Origin of the sequence: Emcibacter sp. SYSU 3D8 (genome assembly GCF_039655875.1) — a bacterium.
In the GTDB taxonomy this organism is placed as follows: domain Bacteria; phylum Pseudomonadota; class Alphaproteobacteria; order SMXS01; family SMXS01; genus RI-34.
On record NZ_JBBYXK010000003.1, the window covers coordinates 32671 to 48767 of the forward strand.

General features: G+C 65.5%; 13 protein-coding genes. 9 read left to right on the plus strand and 4 right to left on the minus strand.

Going from position 1 to position 16097, the window contains the following annotated elements:
• Window positions 1-9: 9 nt before the first annotated feature.
• From WJU21_RS11255 to lpdA, 8 genes are all read left to right on the plus strand, one after another.
• Window positions 10-792 carry a succinate dehydrogenase iron-sulfur subunit gene (locus tag WJU21_RS11255; protein WP_346323531.1) on the plus strand — a complete coding sequence of 261 codons (783 nt, stop codon included), beginning with the start codon at window positions 10-12 and terminating at the stop codon, window positions 790-792.
• Window positions 793-883: 91 nt separating this feature from the next.
• Window positions 884-2053 carry a cell division protein ZapE gene (gene zapE / locus WJU21_RS11260; RefSeq protein WP_346323532.1) on the plus strand — a complete coding sequence of 390 codons (1170 nt, stop codon included), beginning with the start codon at window positions 884-886 and terminating at the stop codon, window positions 2051-2053.
• Between the two features lie 113 nt (window positions 2054-2166).
• Window positions 2167-3129, plus strand: coding sequence for a malate dehydrogenase (gene mdh, locus WJU21_RS11265; RefSeq protein ID WP_346323533.1), 963 nt, complete (start codon window positions 2167-2169; stop codon window positions 3127-3129).
• Between the two features lie 81 nt (window positions 3130-3210).
• On the plus strand, window positions 3211-4380 hold the full coding sequence (sucC, locus tag WJU21_RS11270; protein ID WP_346323534.1) for an ADP-forming succinate--CoA ligase subunit beta: 1170 nt from the start codon (window positions 3211-3213) through the stop codon (window positions 4378-4380).
• Between the two features lie 2 nt (window positions 4381-4382).
• The gene (sucD, locus tag WJU21_RS11275) at window positions 4383-5258 is read left to right on the plus strand and encodes a succinate--CoA ligase subunit alpha (RefSeq protein ID WP_346323535.1); all 876 of its coding nucleotides are present in this window, start codon (window positions 4383-4385) and stop codon (window positions 5256-5258) included.
• Between the two features lie 68 nt (window positions 5259-5326).
• Window positions 5327-8233 (plus strand): 2-oxoglutarate dehydrogenase E1 component, encoded by a 2907-nt coding sequence (locus WJU21_RS11280; protein ID WP_346323536.1) that lies wholly within the window; start codon window positions 5327-5329, stop codon window positions 8231-8233.
• A 19-nt stretch (window positions 8234-8252) separates the two neighbouring features.
• Complete coding sequence (gene odhB, locus WJU21_RS11285; protein ID WP_346323537.1) at window positions 8253-9533, plus strand: 2-oxoglutarate dehydrogenase complex dihydrolipoyllysine-residue succinyltransferase; 1281 nt, start codon at window positions 8253-8255, stop codon at window positions 9531-9533.
• Window positions 9534-9569: 36 nt separating this feature from the next.
• Window positions 9570-10973, plus strand: coding sequence for a dihydrolipoyl dehydrogenase (gene lpdA / locus WJU21_RS11290; protein WP_346323538.1), 1404 nt, complete (start codon window positions 9570-9572; stop codon window positions 10971-10973).
• Between the two features lie 71 nt (window positions 10974-11044).
• Here the strand turns inward: lpdA and WJU21_RS11295 are convergent, their stop codons facing one another.
• From WJU21_RS11295 to fsa, 4 genes are read right to left on the minus strand one after another with little or no spacing between them, the layout of a single operon-like run.
• Complete coding sequence (locus WJU21_RS11295; RefSeq protein ID WP_346323539.1) at window positions 11045-11440, minus strand: SET domain-containing protein-lysine N-methyltransferase; 396 nt, start codon at window positions 11438-11440, stop codon at window positions 11045-11047.
• A 9-nt stretch (window positions 11441-11449) separates the two neighbouring features.
• Complete coding sequence (locus tag WJU21_RS11300) at window positions 11450-12427, minus strand: tyrosine recombinase XerC (RefSeq protein WP_346323540.1); 978 nt, start codon at window positions 12425-12427, stop codon at window positions 11450-11452.
• Window positions 12406-13104, minus strand: coding sequence for a DUF484 family protein (locus WJU21_RS11305; protein WP_346323541.1), 699 nt, complete (start codon window positions 13102-13104; stop codon window positions 12406-12408). Before WJU21_RS11305 ends, WJU21_RS11300 begins: the two co-directional genes overlap by 22 nt.
• 2 nt (window positions 13105-13106) lie before the next feature.
• Window positions 13107-13763: a fructose-6-phosphate aldolase gene (gene fsa, locus WJU21_RS11310; RefSeq protein WP_346323542.1), complete on the minus strand. Its 657-nt coding sequence runs from the start codon at window positions 13761-13763 to the stop codon at window positions 13107-13109.
• A 129-nt stretch (window positions 13764-13892) separates the two neighbouring features.
• Between fsa and WJU21_RS11315 the strand changes: the two genes are divergently transcribed.
• On the plus strand, window positions 13893-16058 hold the full coding sequence (locus WJU21_RS11315) for a primosomal protein N' (protein WP_346323543.1): 2166 nt from the start codon (window positions 13893-13895) through the stop codon (window positions 16056-16058).
• The last annotated feature ends 39 nt before the right edge of the window (window positions 16059-16097 follow it).

Consider the following 16097-nt stretch of genomic DNA (forward strand, 5'->3'; position numbering starts at 1 on the left):
AACGCCGGGATGGTTGAATTCACCCTGCCGAAGAACTCCAAGGTCAGCAAGAACGGCAAGACCTACAAGGCGCCTGAAGGCGCCAAGCGGGTGCGCAAGTTCGAGGTGTACCGCTGGAACCCGGATGACGGGCAGAACCCGCGCACGGACACCTATGAGGTGGATCTGGACACGTGCGGCCCGATGGTTCTGGACGCCCTGATCAAGATCAAGAACGAGATGGACTCGACCCTTACCTTCCGGCGGTCGTGCCGCGAGGGCATCTGCGGGTCGTGCGCCATGAACATCAACGGCAAGAACGGCCTTGCCTGCACCACCGGCATGGACGAGGTGAAGGGCGACGTGAAGGTCACGCCGCTGCCGCATTTGGAAGTGGTCAAGGACCTGGTGCCCGACCTGACCAACTTCTATGCCCAGTACGCCTCGATCGAGCCGTGGATGAAGACCGAAAGCCCGGCGCCCGACCGCGAGCGGTTGCAGACCGAGGATGACCGGCGCCAGCTGGACGGTCTCTACGAGTGCATCCTGTGCGCCTGCTGCTCCACGTCGTGCCCGTCCTATTGGTGGAACCAGGACCGCTACCTTGGCCCGGCCATCCTGCTGCAGGCCTATCGCTGGATTGCCGACAGCCGCGACGAGCATACCGGCGAGCGCCTCGATGACCTCGAGGACCCGTTCCGGCTGTATCGCTGCCACACCATCATGAACTGCGCCCATGCCTGCCCGAAGGGGCTGAACCCGGCCAAGGCGATCGCCGAGATCAAGAAGCTGATGGTCGAGCGGCGCGCCTGATCTGCGCCACGACCGGTTGCGCGGCTTCGGCCGCGCCTGTAGATAGCGGACGGCGGCTCCGGTGGTGCCGCCGTTTCGTTATATGGGCCTGATGAAACCACACGTCCCCGCAACGCTGAAGTTTGCCAGCCCGCTCGACGGTTACCGGGCGCTCGTGCGTGACGGATCGCTGACCCACGACCCGGCGCAAGAGCTGGCGGTCGAGAAGCTGGAGATCCTGCACAGCCGGCTGAAGACCTACGAGCCGGGGCGCAACGGCGGCTGGCGCAGCCTGTTCCGCCGCGAAAAGCAGGACGCGCCGCAAGGCCTCTACATGTTCGGCGGTGTGGGCCGCGGCAAGTCCATGCTGATGGACCTGTTCTTTGCCTCGACCAGCTTCGCGCCCAAGCGCCGGGTCCATTTCCACGGCTTCATGCTGGAAGTCCACGAATCCGTCCATCGCTGGCGCAAGCTGTCGGCCGCCGAGCGCCGCGCCGAAGGCTTCGAGGCCGACGACCCGATCGCGCCGGTCGCCGCCAAGGTTGCGCGCGAAGCAATGCTGCTATGCTTCGACGAGTTCCAGGTGACCGACGTGGCCGACGCCATGATTTTGGGCCGGCTGTTTCGCGCCCTGTTCGATCTGGGCGTCGTCATCGTCATCACATCCAACCGGGCGCCCGGAGAACTCTACAAGAACGGCCTGAACCGACAGCTCTTTCTGCCGTCCATCGAGATGCTCAAGACCGAGCTCGACGTACTGCACCTGGCGTCGCCCACCGACTACCGCATGAAGCGCATTCACGACATGCCGGTCTATCATGTGCCGCTCGGCCCCCAGTCGGACCGGGAACTGGACGAGAGCTTCGAGGCGCTGACCGACGTGAAGCATGGCGAGCCGGTGACGCTCGATGTCATGCAGGGGCGCACGCTCACCGTGCCCGATGCCGCCAAGGGCGTGGCGCGGTTCAGCTTTCCGGACCTGTGCGCCCGGCCGCTCGGGGCGGCGGACTATCTCGCCATTGCCAGCCGGTTCCACACCCTGGTGCTGTCGGACATTCCCTGCATGGGGCCGGACAAGCGCAACGAGGCGAAGCGCTTCGTTACCCTGATCGACACGCTCTACGATCAACGGGTCAAACTGGTCTGCTCGGCGGCGGCGCGGCCGGAAGAGCTTTATGTATCCGGCGACGGCAGCTTCGAGTTCGAACGCACGGTTTCGCGTCTGCTGGAGATGCAGAGCCATGAATATTTCGAAGCGCCGCCAGCCGGAACGTCGAACTAGACTAACAGGTCTGCATATTATACAGATATGTCTAAACCTGGGTCTTGCGGCGTATGATAATTCGCGTTACACCCGATCCCCGACCACTCCCGCTCACCACACCGGAGACCTTCATGGCTCGCAAGAAGATTGCGCTGATCGGCGGCGGCCAGATCGGCGGCACGCTCGCCCACCTTATCGGCCTCAAGGAACTGGGCGACGTCGTTATCTTCGACATCGCCGAAGGCCTGCCCCAGGGCAAGGCGCTCGATCTCAACCAGTCCAGCCCCATCGAGGGCTTCGACAGCCACCTGACCGGCACCCAGGACTACAAGGATCTCGCGGGCTCCGACGTGGTCATCGTGACCGCCGGCGTGCCACGCAAGCCGGGCATGAGCCGCGACGATCTGCTCGGCATCAACCTGAAGGTCATGCGGGCCGTGGGCGAGGGCATCAAGAACAACTGCCCGAACGCCTTCGTCGTCTGCATCACCAACCCGCTCGATGCCATGGTCTGGGCGCTGCGTGAATTCAGCGGCCTGCCCCACAACATGGTGGTCGGCATGGCCGGCGTGCTGGACTCGGCGCGATTCACCTATTTCCTGGCGGAAGAGTTCAAGGTCTCGGTGGAAGACATCACCACCTTCGTGCTCGGCGGCCACGGCGACACCATGGTGCCGCTGGTGCGCTATTCGACTGTCGCCGGCATCCCGGTGCCCGATCTCATCAAGATGGGCTGGACCAGTCAGGAAAAGATCGACCAGATCGTCCAGCGCACCCGTGACGGCGGCGCCGAGATCGTCGGCCTGCTGAAGACCGGCTCGGCGTTCTACGCGCCGGCAACCGCTGCGGTCGCCATGGCCGAAAGCTTCATCAAGGACAAGAAGCGCCTGCTGCCCTGCGCGGCACACCTGACCGGCCAGTACGGCGTCGACGACCTCTATGTCGGCGTGCCCGTGATCATCGGCTCGGGCGGCGTCGAGCGCATCGTCGAAATCTCGCTGCAGGGCGAGGAAAAGACCGGTTTCGACAAATCGGTCGACTCCGTGAAGGGGCTTGTCGCGGCCTGCAAGCAAATCGATACGGCCTTGGCCTGATCGCGGTTGTCACTCATTCGCACAATGCTATAACGCACCGCCGGGTCCGTAACCGGGTCGCGAGGAAACGCAGAGAGCAGCATGAATATCCACGAATACCAGGCTAAAGCCCTCCTGAAGGAATATGGCGTACCGGTACTTGCCGGCGGCGTCGCCTACACACCCGAAGAAGCCGAAGCGCGCGCCAAGGAACTCGGCGGCCCGGTCTGGGTGGTGAAGGCCCAGATTCACGCCGGCGGCCGCGGCAAAGGCGGCGGCGTCAAGGTGGTGAAGTCCACCGACGCGGTCAAGGAAGCCGCCCAGAACCTCATCGGCATGACCCTGGTGACCCACCAGACCGGCCCCGAGGGCAAGGAAGTCAAGCGCGTCTATATCGAGGACGGCTGCGACATCCGCCGCGAGCTGTATCTGGCGCTGCTGGTCGACCGCGGCACCTCGCGCGTCGCCATCATGGCCTCGACCGAAGGCGGCATGGACATCGAGGAAGTGGCCCATGCCACCCCCGAGAAGATCCAGACCATCTATATCGATCCGGTCACCGGCCTGATGCCGTTCCACGCCCGCCAGGTTGCTTTCGGCCTGGGCCTCCAGGGCAAGCAGATCGGCGAAGCCGGCAAGCTGCTGCAGCAGCTGTACAAGGCCTTCGTCGATCTCGATGCCAGCATGCTCGAGATCAATCCGCTGGTCGTGACCGCCACGGACACGGTCATCCCGCTCGACGCGAAGATGAACTTCGACGACAACGCCCTGTTCCGTCACAAGAACGTGGCCGCCCTGCGCGATCCCGATGAAGAGGATCCGATGGAGCTGGAAGCGGCCAAGCACGAGCTGAACTACATCAAGCTCGACGGCAACATCGGCTGCATGGTCAACGGCGCCGGTCTGGCCATGGCGACCATGGACATCATCAAGCTCTATGGCGAAGCGCCCGCCAACTTCCTCGACGTGGGCGGCGGCGCCACCAAGGAGCGCGTCACCGAAGCGTTCAAGATCATCCTGTCCGATCCGAACGTGGAAGCCATCCTGGTCAATATCTTCGGCGGCATCATGCGCTGCGACATCATTGCCGAGGGCATTGTGTCGGCGGCCAAGGAAGTCAGCCTCGACGTGCCGCTGGTCGTGCGCCTCGCCGGCACCAACGTGGATCTGGGCAAGCAGATCCTGGCCGAATCGGGCCTCGCCATCACGTCGGCCGAGGATCTGGCCGATGCGGCGGCCAAAGTGGCGAAAGCCGTGCGGGAGGAGCAGTAATCATGGCCATTCTGGTCGACAGCAACACCAAGGTCATCTGCCAGGGCTTCACCGGCTCGCAGGGCACCTTCCACTCTGAACAGGCCATTGCCTACGGGACCAAGATGGTCGGCGGCGTCACCCCCGGCAAGGGCGGCACGCTTCACCTCGACCTGCCCGTGTTCGACACGGTCGCTGAAGCGGTCGAGCGGACCGGCGCCGACGCCTCGGTGATCTACGTGCCGCCGCCCTTCGCGGCCGACGCCATCCTGGAAGCCATCGACGCCGGCATCCGCCTCGCGGTCTGCATTACCGAGGGCATCCCGGTGCAGGACATGATCAAGGTAAAGCGTGCGCTGAAGAACAGCGGCACGCGCCTGGTCGGCCCGAACTGCCCGGGCGTCATCACCCCCAACCAGTGCAAGATCGGCATCATGCCGGGCCACATCCACAAGCCGGGCTCGGTGGGCGTCGTCTCCCGGTCAGGCACGCTGACCTATGAAGCGGTCGCGCAGACCACGGCAGTCGGCCTGGGCCAGAGCTCGTGCGTGGGCATCGGCGGCGATCCGATCAACGGCACCAACTTCATCGATGTGCTGGAACTGTTCCTTGATGACCCGCAGACCGAATCGATCATCATGATCGGTGAGATCGGCGGCTCGGCCGAGGAAGAAGCGGCCGACTTCCTCAAGTCGTCCAAGACCAAGAAACCCGTGGTAGGCTTCATTGCCGGACGCACCGCGCCTCCAGGCCGCCGCATGGGCCACGCGGGCGCCATCATTTCCGGTGGACGTGGCGGTGCCGAAGACAAGATCGACGCCATGCGGTCGGCGGGCATTCACGTGTCCGAATCCCCGGCGGCACTGGGGACGACCTTGATGGAAGTTCTGAAGGGCTGATCCGGAGGCGGTCCGGCGGCCTGAGTTTGAAAAGGGGCGCTGGTGAAAAGCCGGCGCCAGGCACGAGCATGGATCTGGATCCCGGACTGTCCGCCATCCTGAACGGGGCCAACGCCTCGTTTCTGGAAAGCCTGTACCAGCGCTACGAGCGCGATCCGAACTCCGTCGATCCCGAGTGGCGCGGCTGGTTCGAAGCGCTCCGCGACGGCGCCGCCCGGACGGCCGGCGCCCATGGCGGCCCGACCTGGCAGCGCACGGACTGGCCGCCGCTGAACAATGGCGACCTGACGGCCGCGCTCGATCCCGGCGCGCCTGCTCCAACCGCCGCCAAGCCCAAGGACAAGGGCAAGGGCGTCAGCCAGGAACAGCTTCACGCTGCCGCCATGGACTCGATCCGTGCACTTGCACTGATCCGATCCTACCGGGTGCGCGGTCACCTGCACGCCAAGCTCGACCCGCTCGGACTGGCGGTCTCGCCCGATCATCCTGAGCTCGATCCCGAGGCCTATGGCTTCAGCGAAAAGGATCTGGACCGGCCCATCTTCATCGATGCGCTGGGTCTGAAGACCGCCACGGTGCGGGAGATCGTCGAGATACTCGAGCGGGCCTATTGCGGCCCCATCGGCGTCGAGTATATGCACATTTCCGAGCTGCAGGAGCGCGTCTGGATACAGGAGCGCATCGAAGGACACGACCAGTACGTGTCGTTTACCGACATGGGCAAGCAGGCGATCCTGCAGAAAGTGATCGAGGCGGAAACCTTCGAGCAGTTCCTCAACGTCAAGTATACGGGCACGAAGCGGTTTGGCCTGGACGGCGCCGAAGCCACGATTCCGGCGCTCGAGGCCATCATCAAGAAAGCCGGCGCGCTGGGCGTGCAGGAGATCGCCATCGGCATGCCGCATCGCGGCCGGCTCAACGTGCTGGCCAACGTGATGTCGAAGCCGTTCCGGGCGATCTTCAACGAGTTCCACGGCGGTTCATCGACGCCTGACGAGGTAGAAGGCTCGGGCGACGTGAAATATCATCTGGGCAGTTCGTCAGACCGCGAGTTCGACGGCAACAATGTGCATTTGTCGTTGTCGGCCAATCCATCCCATCTCGAGGCCGTGGACCCGGTGGTCATGGGCAAGGTGCGCGCCAAGCAGGACCAGCGCGGCGACAAGGAACGCAGCGAGGTTGTCGGCCTGCTGCTGCACGGCGACGCAGCCTTTGCAGGACAGGGCCTGGTGCCGGAATGCCTGGGCCTGAGCCAGTTGAAGGGCTACCGCATCGGCGGCGTGATCCATTTCATCGTCAACAATCAGATCGGCTTCACCACCTCGCCGATGTATTCGCGCTCGTCGCCTTATCCGTCCGACATCGCCAAAGGCATCCAGGCGCCGATCTTCCACGTCAATGGCGACGATCCGGAAGCCGTGGTGCATGTGGCCAAGCTGGCCGTCGAATTTCGCCAGCGGTTCAAGAAGGACGTGGTCATCGACATGTTCTGCTATCGCCGGTTCGGCCACAACGAAACCGACGAGCCCATGTTCACCCAGCCGTTGATGTATCAGCGCATCAAGGATCAGCCGACGGTGACGCAGCTTTATGCCAGCCGTCTGGCCGAGCAGGGACTGGTCAGTGCCGACGAGTTCAAGCATATGCGCGATGAATTCCGCGCCACGCTGGAAACCGAGTTCGAGGTGGCGGAATCGTTCAAGCCCAACAAGGCCGATTGGCTGGAAGGCCGCTGGGCCGGCCTGAAGCGTGCCCGCGGCACCGTGCGGCGCGGCCGTACCGCCGAGGACGAGGACACGCTGCGCCGGCTGATCGAGGTGCTGACCACCGCGCCCGAGGATTTCAACGTCCACAGGACGCTGCAGCGGCAGCTGGACCGCAAGCGTGAGACGCTGGAAAGCGGCACCGGCATCGACTGGGCCACGGCCGAGGCGCTGGCATTCGGCTCGCTGCTCGATGAAGGATTCGGCGTGCGCCTTTCGGGCCAGGATTCCGGCCGGGGCACCTTTTCCCAGCGCCACGCGGTGTTCACCGACCAGGTGACCGGCGACCGCTACACGCCGCTCGATCATGTGCGCGATGACGCCAAGTTCGAGGTCATCGATTCCATGCTGTCCGAGGCGGCGGTGATGGGGTTCGAATACGGCTTTACCCTGGCCGAGCCGAACACGCTGGTATTGTGGGAGGCCCAGTTCGGCGATTTCGCCAACGGCGCCCAGGTGATCATCGACCAGTTCGTCGCCGCCGGCGAGCTGAAGTGGCTGCGCATGAGCGGCCTGGTACTGCTGCTGCCGCATGGCTTCGAGGGTCAGGGGCCCGAGCATTCGTCCGCGCGCCTCGAGCGCTACCTGCAGATGTGCGCCGAGGACAATTGGCAGGTCGCCAACTGCACCACGCCGGCCAATTATTTCCATATCCTGCGGCGCCAGATGCACCGCGAGTTCCGCAAGCCGCTGGTGCTGATGACGCCCAAGAGCCTGCTGCGGCACAAGCTGTGCGTATCGCATCTGTCGGACATGGCGCGCGGCACCTCGTTCCACCGCATCATGTGGGATCATGCGCAGACCGAGAAGGAAGGCTACGGCAAGCTGAAGCCCGACGATCAGATCACCCGCGTCGTGATCTGTTCGGGCAAGGTCTATTACGACCTGCTGGAAGAGCGCGAGGCGCGCAAGCTTTCCGACGTCTATCTGATGCGCATCGAGCAGCTCTATCCGTTCCCGGGCGATTCGCTTCAGGAGGAACTCGAGCGTTTCCCGCACGCCAAGGTCATCTGGTGCCAGGAGGAACCTCAGAACATGGGCGCGTGGACGTTCGTCGAGCCGTTTATCGAAAAAACGCTCGAGGATCTGGATCATTTCGTGAAGCGGCCCGTCTATGTGGGGAGACCGGCGGCCGCGTCTCCGGCGACCGGGCTGTTGTCCCGCCACAAGGAACAGCAGGCGCGGATCGTTCATGACGCCCTGATTGGTTAGACTGGAAAGGACAGGCCGAATGCCCACCGACATCGTCGTCCCCGCTCTGGGTGAGTCCATCACCGAGGCGACCGTCGCCAAATGGTACAAGAAGCCCGGCGACGCCGTGGAGCAAGACGAGCCGCTCGTGGAGCTTGAGACCGACAAGGTCGCCGTCGAGGTCAATGCGCCCACATCCGGCGTGCTCGGCGACCTGCAGGTCAAGGAAGGCGACACCGTCGCTGTCGGCTCGGTCATCGGCTCGATCGGCGCCGGCGACGGCACGAAGCCTGCCCCGAAGGCCGAGGCCAAACCTGCGGCCAAGCCCGAGGCCAAGTCGGTGGCCAAGCCCGCGGCCAAGGCGTCACCCGCGCCGGAGCCACCGGCCGCTGCGCCCGAGTCCGAGGAATTGGCGCGCGAGGCCGCCTCGATGGCCCCGTCCGCCGCGCGCCTTGTCGAAGAAGCCAAGCTCGATCCCAGCACCATCGATGGCACCGGCCGGGGCGGCCGCATCACCAAAGCCGACGTGCTGAAGGCCATGGAAGCGCCCAAGGCAGACGCGGCGCCCGCCGCGCCCGCGTCCCAGGCCGCGAAGCCGGCCGCGCCGCCGCGGGAGCCGGGCGAGCGCGAGGAGCGGGTGCAGATGTCCCGCCTGCGCAAGACCATCGCGACCCGGCTGAAGGAGGCGCAGAACACCGCCGCCATGCTGACCACGTTCAACGAGGTCGACATGACCGCGCTGATCGCCATGCGCAACGAATACCGCGACCTGTTCGAGAAGAAGCACGGCGTACGCCTGGGCTTCATGTCGTTCTTCGCCAGGGCCTGCGTGATGGCGCTGCACGAAATTCCGTCGGTCAACGCCGAAGTGGACGGCGACACCATCATCTACAAGGACCACTACGACATCGGCATCGCCGTGTCGGCGCCGCATGGCCTGGTCGTGCCGGTGATCCGCGACGTGGACGCGCTCGGCCTCGCCGGCATCGAAAAGGCCATCGGCGAGATGGCGGTGAAGGCCAGGGACGGCAAACTTGCCTTGGCTGATCTGCAGGGCGGGACCTTCACGATCTCCAATGGCGGCGTATTTGGTTCCTTGATGTCGACGCCGATCCTCAACCCGCCACAGTCCGGCATTCTTGGCATGCACAAGGTCCAGGACCGGCCCGTGGTGGTGGATGGCCAGATCGTGGCGCGGCCCATGATGTACCTTGCCCTGTCGTATGATCACCGTATTGTCGATGGACGCGAGGCGGTTACCTTCCTGGTCCGCGTCAAGGAATGTCTCGAAGACCCGCACCGGATGCTGCTCGATCTGTAGCGCCGGCCAGCGGGCACCTGATAAACGAGGGAAATGATGAGCGATTATGATGTTGTGGTCATCGGTGGTGGCCCGGGCGGCTACATCGCCGCGATCCGTGCGGCGCAGAACGGGCTGAAAGTAGCCTGCATCGAGGGTCGCGGCGCGCTGGGCGGAACCTGCACCAATGTTGGCTGCATTCCCTCCAAGGCGCTGCTGCACGCCTCGGAAGTGTTCGAGGAAGCCGGCCATTCCTATGGCAAGATCGGCGTGAAGGTTGGCTCGCTCGAGCTCGATCTGCCCGCCATGATGGCCTACAAGGACGACACGGTAAAAGGCCTGACCCGCGGCATCGAGTTCCTGTTCAAGAAGAACAAGATCGATTACGTGAAGGGCTGGGGCAGCTTCAAGGACAAGAATACCATCGAGGTGAAGGGCGAAGACGGCTCGACCTCGACGGTCACCGGCAAGAGCATCATCATCGCCACCGGCTCGGAGCCGGCGTCGATTCCGGGCGTCACCATCGACGAAAAGCGCATCGTATCCTCGACCGGCGCCCTTGCGCTGCCCGAAGTGCCCAAGCATCTGGTCGTCATCGGCGGCGGCGTGATCGGCCTGGAACTCGGGTCGGTCTGGGCGCGCCTCGGCGCCAAGGTCACTGTGGTCGAGTTCCTCGACCGGATCGTGCCTGGCGTGGACGACGAAGTGGCGAAGGAATTCGACAAGATCCTGCGCAAGCAGGGCTTCACCATGAAGACCGGCACCAAGGTGACCAAGGTTGAATCGGCCAAGGCCGGCCTGAAGATCAGCGTCGAACCCGCCAAGGGCGGCGACGCCGAGGTGCTGGAAGCCGACTACGTGCTCGTTTCGGTGGGGCGCAAGGCCTACACCGAAGGCCTGGGCCTGGACAAGGTGGGCGTCAAGGCGACCGACCGGGGCCTGGTTGTCACCGACGATCACTGGCGCACCAACGTGGACGGCATCTATGCCATCGGCGACGTGATCGCCGGCCCCATGCTGGCCCACAAGTCCGAGGAAGAAGGCGCCGCGGTCGCCGATGTGATCGCCGGCAAGGTCGGCCACGTGAACTACGACGCCATTCCCAACGTGATCTATACCTCGCCCGAGGTGGCCTCGGTGGGCAAGACCGAGGAAGAGCTGAAGAAGGCGGGCGTCGAGTACAAGGCGGGCAAGTTCCCGTTCATGGCCAATGCCAAGGCCAAGGTCGGCCTGCACACGGAAGGGTTCGTCAAGATCCTTGCCGATGCCAAGACCGACCGGGTGCTGGGCGTGCATATCATCGGCGCCGATGCCGGCAACCTGATCGCCGAGGCGGTGCTCGCCATGGAGTTCGATGCCTCGGCCGAGGATATCGCCATGACCTGTCACGCGCATCCGACCCTTTCCGAATCCATGAAGGAAGCGGCGCTTGCCGTCTCGGGCCGGACGCTGAACTTCTAGGACGCGTTCAACCACGTACCAGGCGCCGTCATCCCGGATACCGGAATGGCGGCGTTTCTGTATTCAGGGGCTCAGCCCTCGACAATGTCGAACGGGAAGGTCTCGTAGGCGTAGTCGATGGTCAGTTCCTCGCCGGCCTTCAGGTCGCGGGCCGCATAGAGGCACACGCACAGGCGCTCGCAGTCCAGCTCGAAGTGGCAGTTGGGCTGGGCGCTGTGGTTGCAGAATGAAATTTCGCCAAACGCCACCGCATACTGGACAATGTCGGAATTGGGCGTCCAGTCGAACACGTAGTGGCGCAACATGCCCTCGTCCACGTTGCGCGTCTGCTCCGGGGGAAGCACCAGCACGCTGGCCGAGGTGACCAGATCGCCTTCCGCGATGTCCGTTCCGGCAAACAGCCCGCGCCCGCCGAGGCGCGACGGGGCGATGCAAAGCCTGCTCGATGGTGCCAGAATATGTGTCATGCCCGTTCCTCAGCCGGCGCGGGGATGCGCCGAATCGTATATGGACAGCAATCGCGCCGTATCCACCTCGGTGTAGTGCTGGGTGGTCGACAGGGAGGCATGGCCCAGCAATTCCTGGATGGTGCGCAAATCGCCGCCCGACGCCAGCAGGTGGGTGGCGAACGAATGGCGCAGGGCGTGGGGCGTGGCCGAATCGGGCAGACCCAGTGCGCCGCGCAGCATGCGGATGCGCTGCTGGATGATGCCGGGATTGAGCTGCTTGCCGCGGACGCCGATGAACAGCGGGCCATCCGGCTCCAGCGCGAAGGGGCAGGCGGCCACATAGGCGGCGACCGCATCGCGCACCACCGGCAGCACGGGCACGAGCCGCTGCTTGCCGCCCTTGCCCAGCACCACCATGGACTGGCCCGTGGGCGCCTCGCGCCGCTTCAGGCCCAGCGCCTCCGAGATGCGCAGGCCGCAGCCATACAGCAGGGTGATGACGGCGGTGTCCCGGTCGGCGACCCATGGCTCCTCGCTCAGCGAGCCGACCTCGTCGACAACCGCCCGCGCCCCGTCGACCGACAGCGGACGCGGCACCGAATGGGGAATTTTGGGAGTCGACACCGCCTGCACCGCGCCGTTGGTCAGGATGCCGGCGCGGCCGAGGAAACGATAGAAGCTGCGCACCGCCGACAGCGCCCGGGCCGACGAGCGCGACGACTGGCCGTCTTTCCGCCGGGTCGCCAGCCAGGCGCGGAAGTCGGGTACCGCGAGGCTCTCCAGCATGGTCTTGCTGACCGCGCCGCCATGATGGCGCTGCAGGAAGGCGAAGAAATCCTGCATGTCGCGCAGATAGGATGTCAGGGTGTTGGCAGCGAGTCGCCGTTCGCTGGCCATGTGCCGGACCCAGTCGCGGGCCAGTGGTGCAGCCGTGTCATCGGCGGCGAGGGAGGCGAGCAGTCGCCCCACCAATTGGTTGACGGTCAGTTCTCCGGCCGCGACCACCGTGCCGCCTCCGGGGCCTGGCTCTGGGGCAACAGCTGCTGCAGGCGCAGCGCCAGCACATCGCCCATATATCGCACGAGCTGGGTGGCGTGGCCCGGTTCGAAGGTCGCCGCGTCGCGGTCGCCCAGGGCCAGCACGCCAAACATCGTGGCGCCCAGTTCCAGCTTCACCATGGCCTGGGACTTGATCAGGCTGGTGGCGGGGCCGAAAAACTCTTCCGATTCGTTGCGTAGCGGGCCGAGCGTGACGGTCTGGCCGGGTGCGAACTGGCTCTCCAGCAGCATGGCCGGCAGCAGCAGGACGGAATCCATCTTTCGCTCGGGCCAGACCGAACGGTGATCGAGGCACAGCACCGCCACATCCACATGGAGGTAGCCGTGCAACTCGCGGCTGATGAACCAGGCCAGTTCGTCGAAGCAGCCGGCGCGGATCACGCCCAGCGTGGCCTCGTGCACCTGGTGCTGACTGGCCAGATTGCCGCGCGACGTCTCGACCAGCGCGTCCCGGTCGGCGGTGCGCTGCGACAGGCTGCCGCGCAGGCGATCGATCAGGTGGCGCTGGAAGTCGACGACGCCCTGGTCGTTTTCCGGTCCGCCCGGCAGCAGGCCGGCGAGCACATCCGGGTGCTTGTCGAGCCAGGCGAGAACCTGGTCCTTGGTGAGTTTGCCGCCGGCCATGGTCAGCCGATCTTCTGGCCGGTCTTGGCCCAGTCGGCAAGAAACGCCTGCAGGCCCGCGTCGGTCAGCGGATGTTTGACCAGCTGGCGCAAGGTCGCCGGCGGGATCGTGCAGACGTCGGCGCCGATCAGCGCCGCCCGCAGCACATGCGTCGGGTTGCGCACGCTCGCCACCAGGATCTCGGTGCTGAACGAATCGTAATTGTCGTAAATCTGGCGGATGTCCTGGATCAGCGCCATGCCGTCCTGCGAGATGTCATCGAGCCGGCCGACGAAGGGCGAGATGAAGGTGGCGCCCGCCTTGGCGGCCATCAGCGCCTGGACCGCCGAGAAGCACAGCGTGACATTCACCATGGTGCCGTTCGACGTCAGGTGGCGGCAGGCTTTCAGCCCGTCGATGGTCAGCGGCACCTTTACCGTGATGTTGTCGGCGACAAGGGCGAGCTTCTCGCCTTCGCTGATCATGCCTTTCGCATCGGTGGCGGTGACCTCGGCGCTTACCGGGCCGTCGACCACGGCGCAGATGTCGCGCAGGATGTCGTTGAAGTCGCGGCCGGCCTTGGCGACCAGCGACGGGTTGGTCGTCACACCGTCAAGCAGACCGCTTTCCGCCAGGTCGCGAATTTCCGCGATGTCGGCGGTGTCGACGAAAAACTTCATGAAGGGTATTCCTCGGTTCGGTTGTTGGGCCCGTTGGGGCGATTCTAAGAGAGGCGCGGGACACTGCCAAGGCAGCATACCATCAAAAGCAGTTCGCCGGCGGCGGGACGATCGGGCGCCACCGCGACCGTGCGCGTATTGCTGCCCCTTGGGCTCGACCTAGCATATGACTACCGGCCTCCGCCAGAGACGAACCTGCGGCCGGGCGATTTCGTCGAGGTGCCGCTGGGCACCAAACGCCGAATCGGGGTGGTGTGGGACGACGACGCGGACGCGCCGGCTGCCGATCCGGCCAAGCTGCGCACGGTGCATGACCGGATCGCGCTGCCGCCCCTGCCCGAATCCACCAGGCGGTTCATCGAATGGGTCTCGCGCTACACCATGGCGCCGCTGGGCTCGGTGCTGCGCATGGCGATCGCCACGCCGGGCCTGTTTCAGGCGCCGCGGCCGGTCCTTACCTATGCGCTGACCGATGCCGAGCCTGAACGTCTCACCGCCGCGCGCCAGCGGGTTATGGACCTGCTGCGTGACGGGCCGCCGCGCACCATATCCGATATTGCCGAGGCCGCCGCCGTCAGCGACGGCGTGGTGCGCGGGCTGGCCGGACAAGGCGTGCTGGAGGCCATCGAGAGCGATCCGGATGCCGGGTATATGGAGCCGCCGCCCGATCCCGAAACCCCCGGCCCCGTCCTGTCGGCGGAACAGCACGCTGCGGCCGGGGCACTCATGGCCAGGATCGGCGGTGGATTCGCGGCGCTGGCGCTGGAGGGCGTCACCGGCTCGGGCAAGACCGAGGTCTATTTCGAGGCCATCGCCGAGGCGCTGCGCCAGGGTGCCGACGGGCAGGTGCTGGTGCTGGTGCCCGAGATCGCGCTGACCAACCAGTTGCTCGACCGGTTCGAGACCCGATTCGGCGCACGGCCCATGGTCTGGCATTCGCACCTGACCGGCCGCGCTAGGCGGGCCACCTGGCTGGGCGCGGCCTCGGGCGAGGCCCGGGTCGTGGTCGGCGCCCGCTCGGCCCTGTTCCTGCCCTTCAAGGCGCTGTCCCTCATCGTCGTCGACGAGGAGCACGACCCTGCCTACAAGCAGGAAGAGCAGGTCATCTATCATGCCCGCGACATGGCGGTCGTGCGCGCGTCGCTGATGAAGTGCCCGATCGTGCTGGTGTCGGCGACGCCGTCGCTGGAGACCATGGTCAATTGCTGGAGCGGCAAGTATCAGCGGGTTCTTCTGCCGACGCGCCACGGCGGCGCCACGCTGCCGATCATCGAACCGGTGGACATGCGGCGCGAGGACACGCCGCGCGGCCGCTGGATATCGCCCCGGCTGGAAGCGGACCTGCGTGCCAACCTCGAGGCGGGCGAGCAGTCCCTGTTGTTCCTCAACCGGCGCGGCTATGCGCCCGCCGCCATCTGCAGGGCCTGCGGCAACCGGGTGATGCGCGAGAACTGCTCGGCGCCGCTGGTCGTCCACCGTTTCGGCAACCGGCTGCAGTGCCACCACTGCGACTTCACCATGCCCATGCCCCGGCAATGCCCGAAATGCGGCGCCGAAGGCACGATCGTTCCCTACGGCCCCGGCGTGGAACGGCTCGCCGAGGAGGTGGAGGCGCTGTTCCCCGAGGCGAGGATCGCCATCATGGCCAGCGACACGGTGCGCACCGCCAGCGAGGCGCAGGCCTTTGTCGAGCGGATCGAGAAGCACCAGATCGACATCGTCATCGGCACCCAGCTCGTCACCAAGGGCCATCATTTTCCCATGCTGACCCTGGTCGGCATCATTGATGCGGATCTCGGCCTGTCGGGCGGCGACCTGCGGGCGGGCGAGCGCACCTACCAGCAGCTCTGGCAGGTGGCCGGCCGCGCCGGCCGCGCCGAACGGCCGGGCCGGGTGCTGGTGCAGACCTATATGCCGGAACATCCGGTGATGCAGGCGCTGATCGGCGGCGACGGTCCGGCGTTCTACCGCAACGAGGCGGCCGAGCGGGAGATGGCGGGCTGGCCGCCCTATGGCCGGCTGGCGGCGCTGATTCTTTCGGGGGTCAACGAAGCAGATGTGGCGGCCCATGCCCGTGCCCTGGCGTCGAGGGCGCCCAGAGGCGCCGATTTCACCGTCATGGGACCGGCGCCGGCTCCCTATGCACGGTTGCGCGGGCGCTTCCGCCACCGCTTTCTGGTGCGGGCCAGAAGGAGCGTCGACCTGCAGGGCCTGATACGCGGCTGGCTGGCGCAAGTGCCTGAAAAAAGTAGCGTTCGCGTGGCGGTGGACATCGACCCCTACAGCTTTCTCTGAACGCTGGTCAGCTCTACGAAAATGCCGCCCTGACTCGGT

What these genes read in the sequence shown, in the direction of transcription:
- WJU21_RS11280 (WP_346323536.1), top strand. Translation starts at nt 5,327, where the DNA reads ATGGATCTGGATCCCGGACTGTCCGCCATCCTGAACGGGGCCAACGCC.
- odhB (WP_346323537.1), top strand. Translation starts at nt 8,253, where the DNA reads ATGCCCACCGACATCGTCGTCCCCGCTCTGGGTGAGTCCATCACCGAG.
- WJU21_RS11255 (WP_346323531.1), top strand. Translation starts at nt 10, where the DNA reads ATGGTTGAATTCACCCTGCCGAAGAACTCCAAGGTCAGCAAGAACGGC.
- zapE (WP_346323532.1), top strand. Translation starts at nt 884, where the DNA reads ATGAAACCACACGTCCCCGCAACGCTGAAGTTTGCCAGCCCGCTCGAC.
- WJU21_RS11295 (WP_346323539.1), bottom strand. Translation starts at nt 11,440, where the DNA reads ATGACACATATTCTGGCACCATCGAGCAGGCTTTGCATCGCCCCGTCG.
- lpdA (WP_346323538.1), top strand. Translation starts at nt 9,570, where the DNA reads ATGAGCGATTATGATGTTGTGGTCATCGGTGGTGGCCCGGGCGGCTAC.
- fsa (WP_346323542.1), bottom strand. Translation starts at nt 13,763, where the DNA reads ATGAAGTTTTTCGTCGACACCGCCGACATCGCGGAAATTCGCGACCTG.
- sucD (WP_346323535.1), top strand. Translation starts at nt 4,383, where the DNA reads ATGGCCATTCTGGTCGACAGCAACACCAAGGTCATCTGCCAGGGCTTC.
- mdh (WP_346323533.1), top strand. Translation starts at nt 2,167, where the DNA reads ATGGCTCGCAAGAAGATTGCGCTGATCGGCGGCGGCCAGATCGGCGGC.
- sucC (WP_346323534.1), top strand. Translation starts at nt 3,211, where the DNA reads ATGAATATCCACGAATACCAGGCTAAAGCCCTCCTGAAGGAATATGGC.
- WJU21_RS11305 (WP_346323541.1), bottom strand. Translation starts at nt 13,104, where the DNA reads ATGGCCGGCGGCAAACTCACCAAGGACCAGGTTCTCGCCTGGCTCGAC.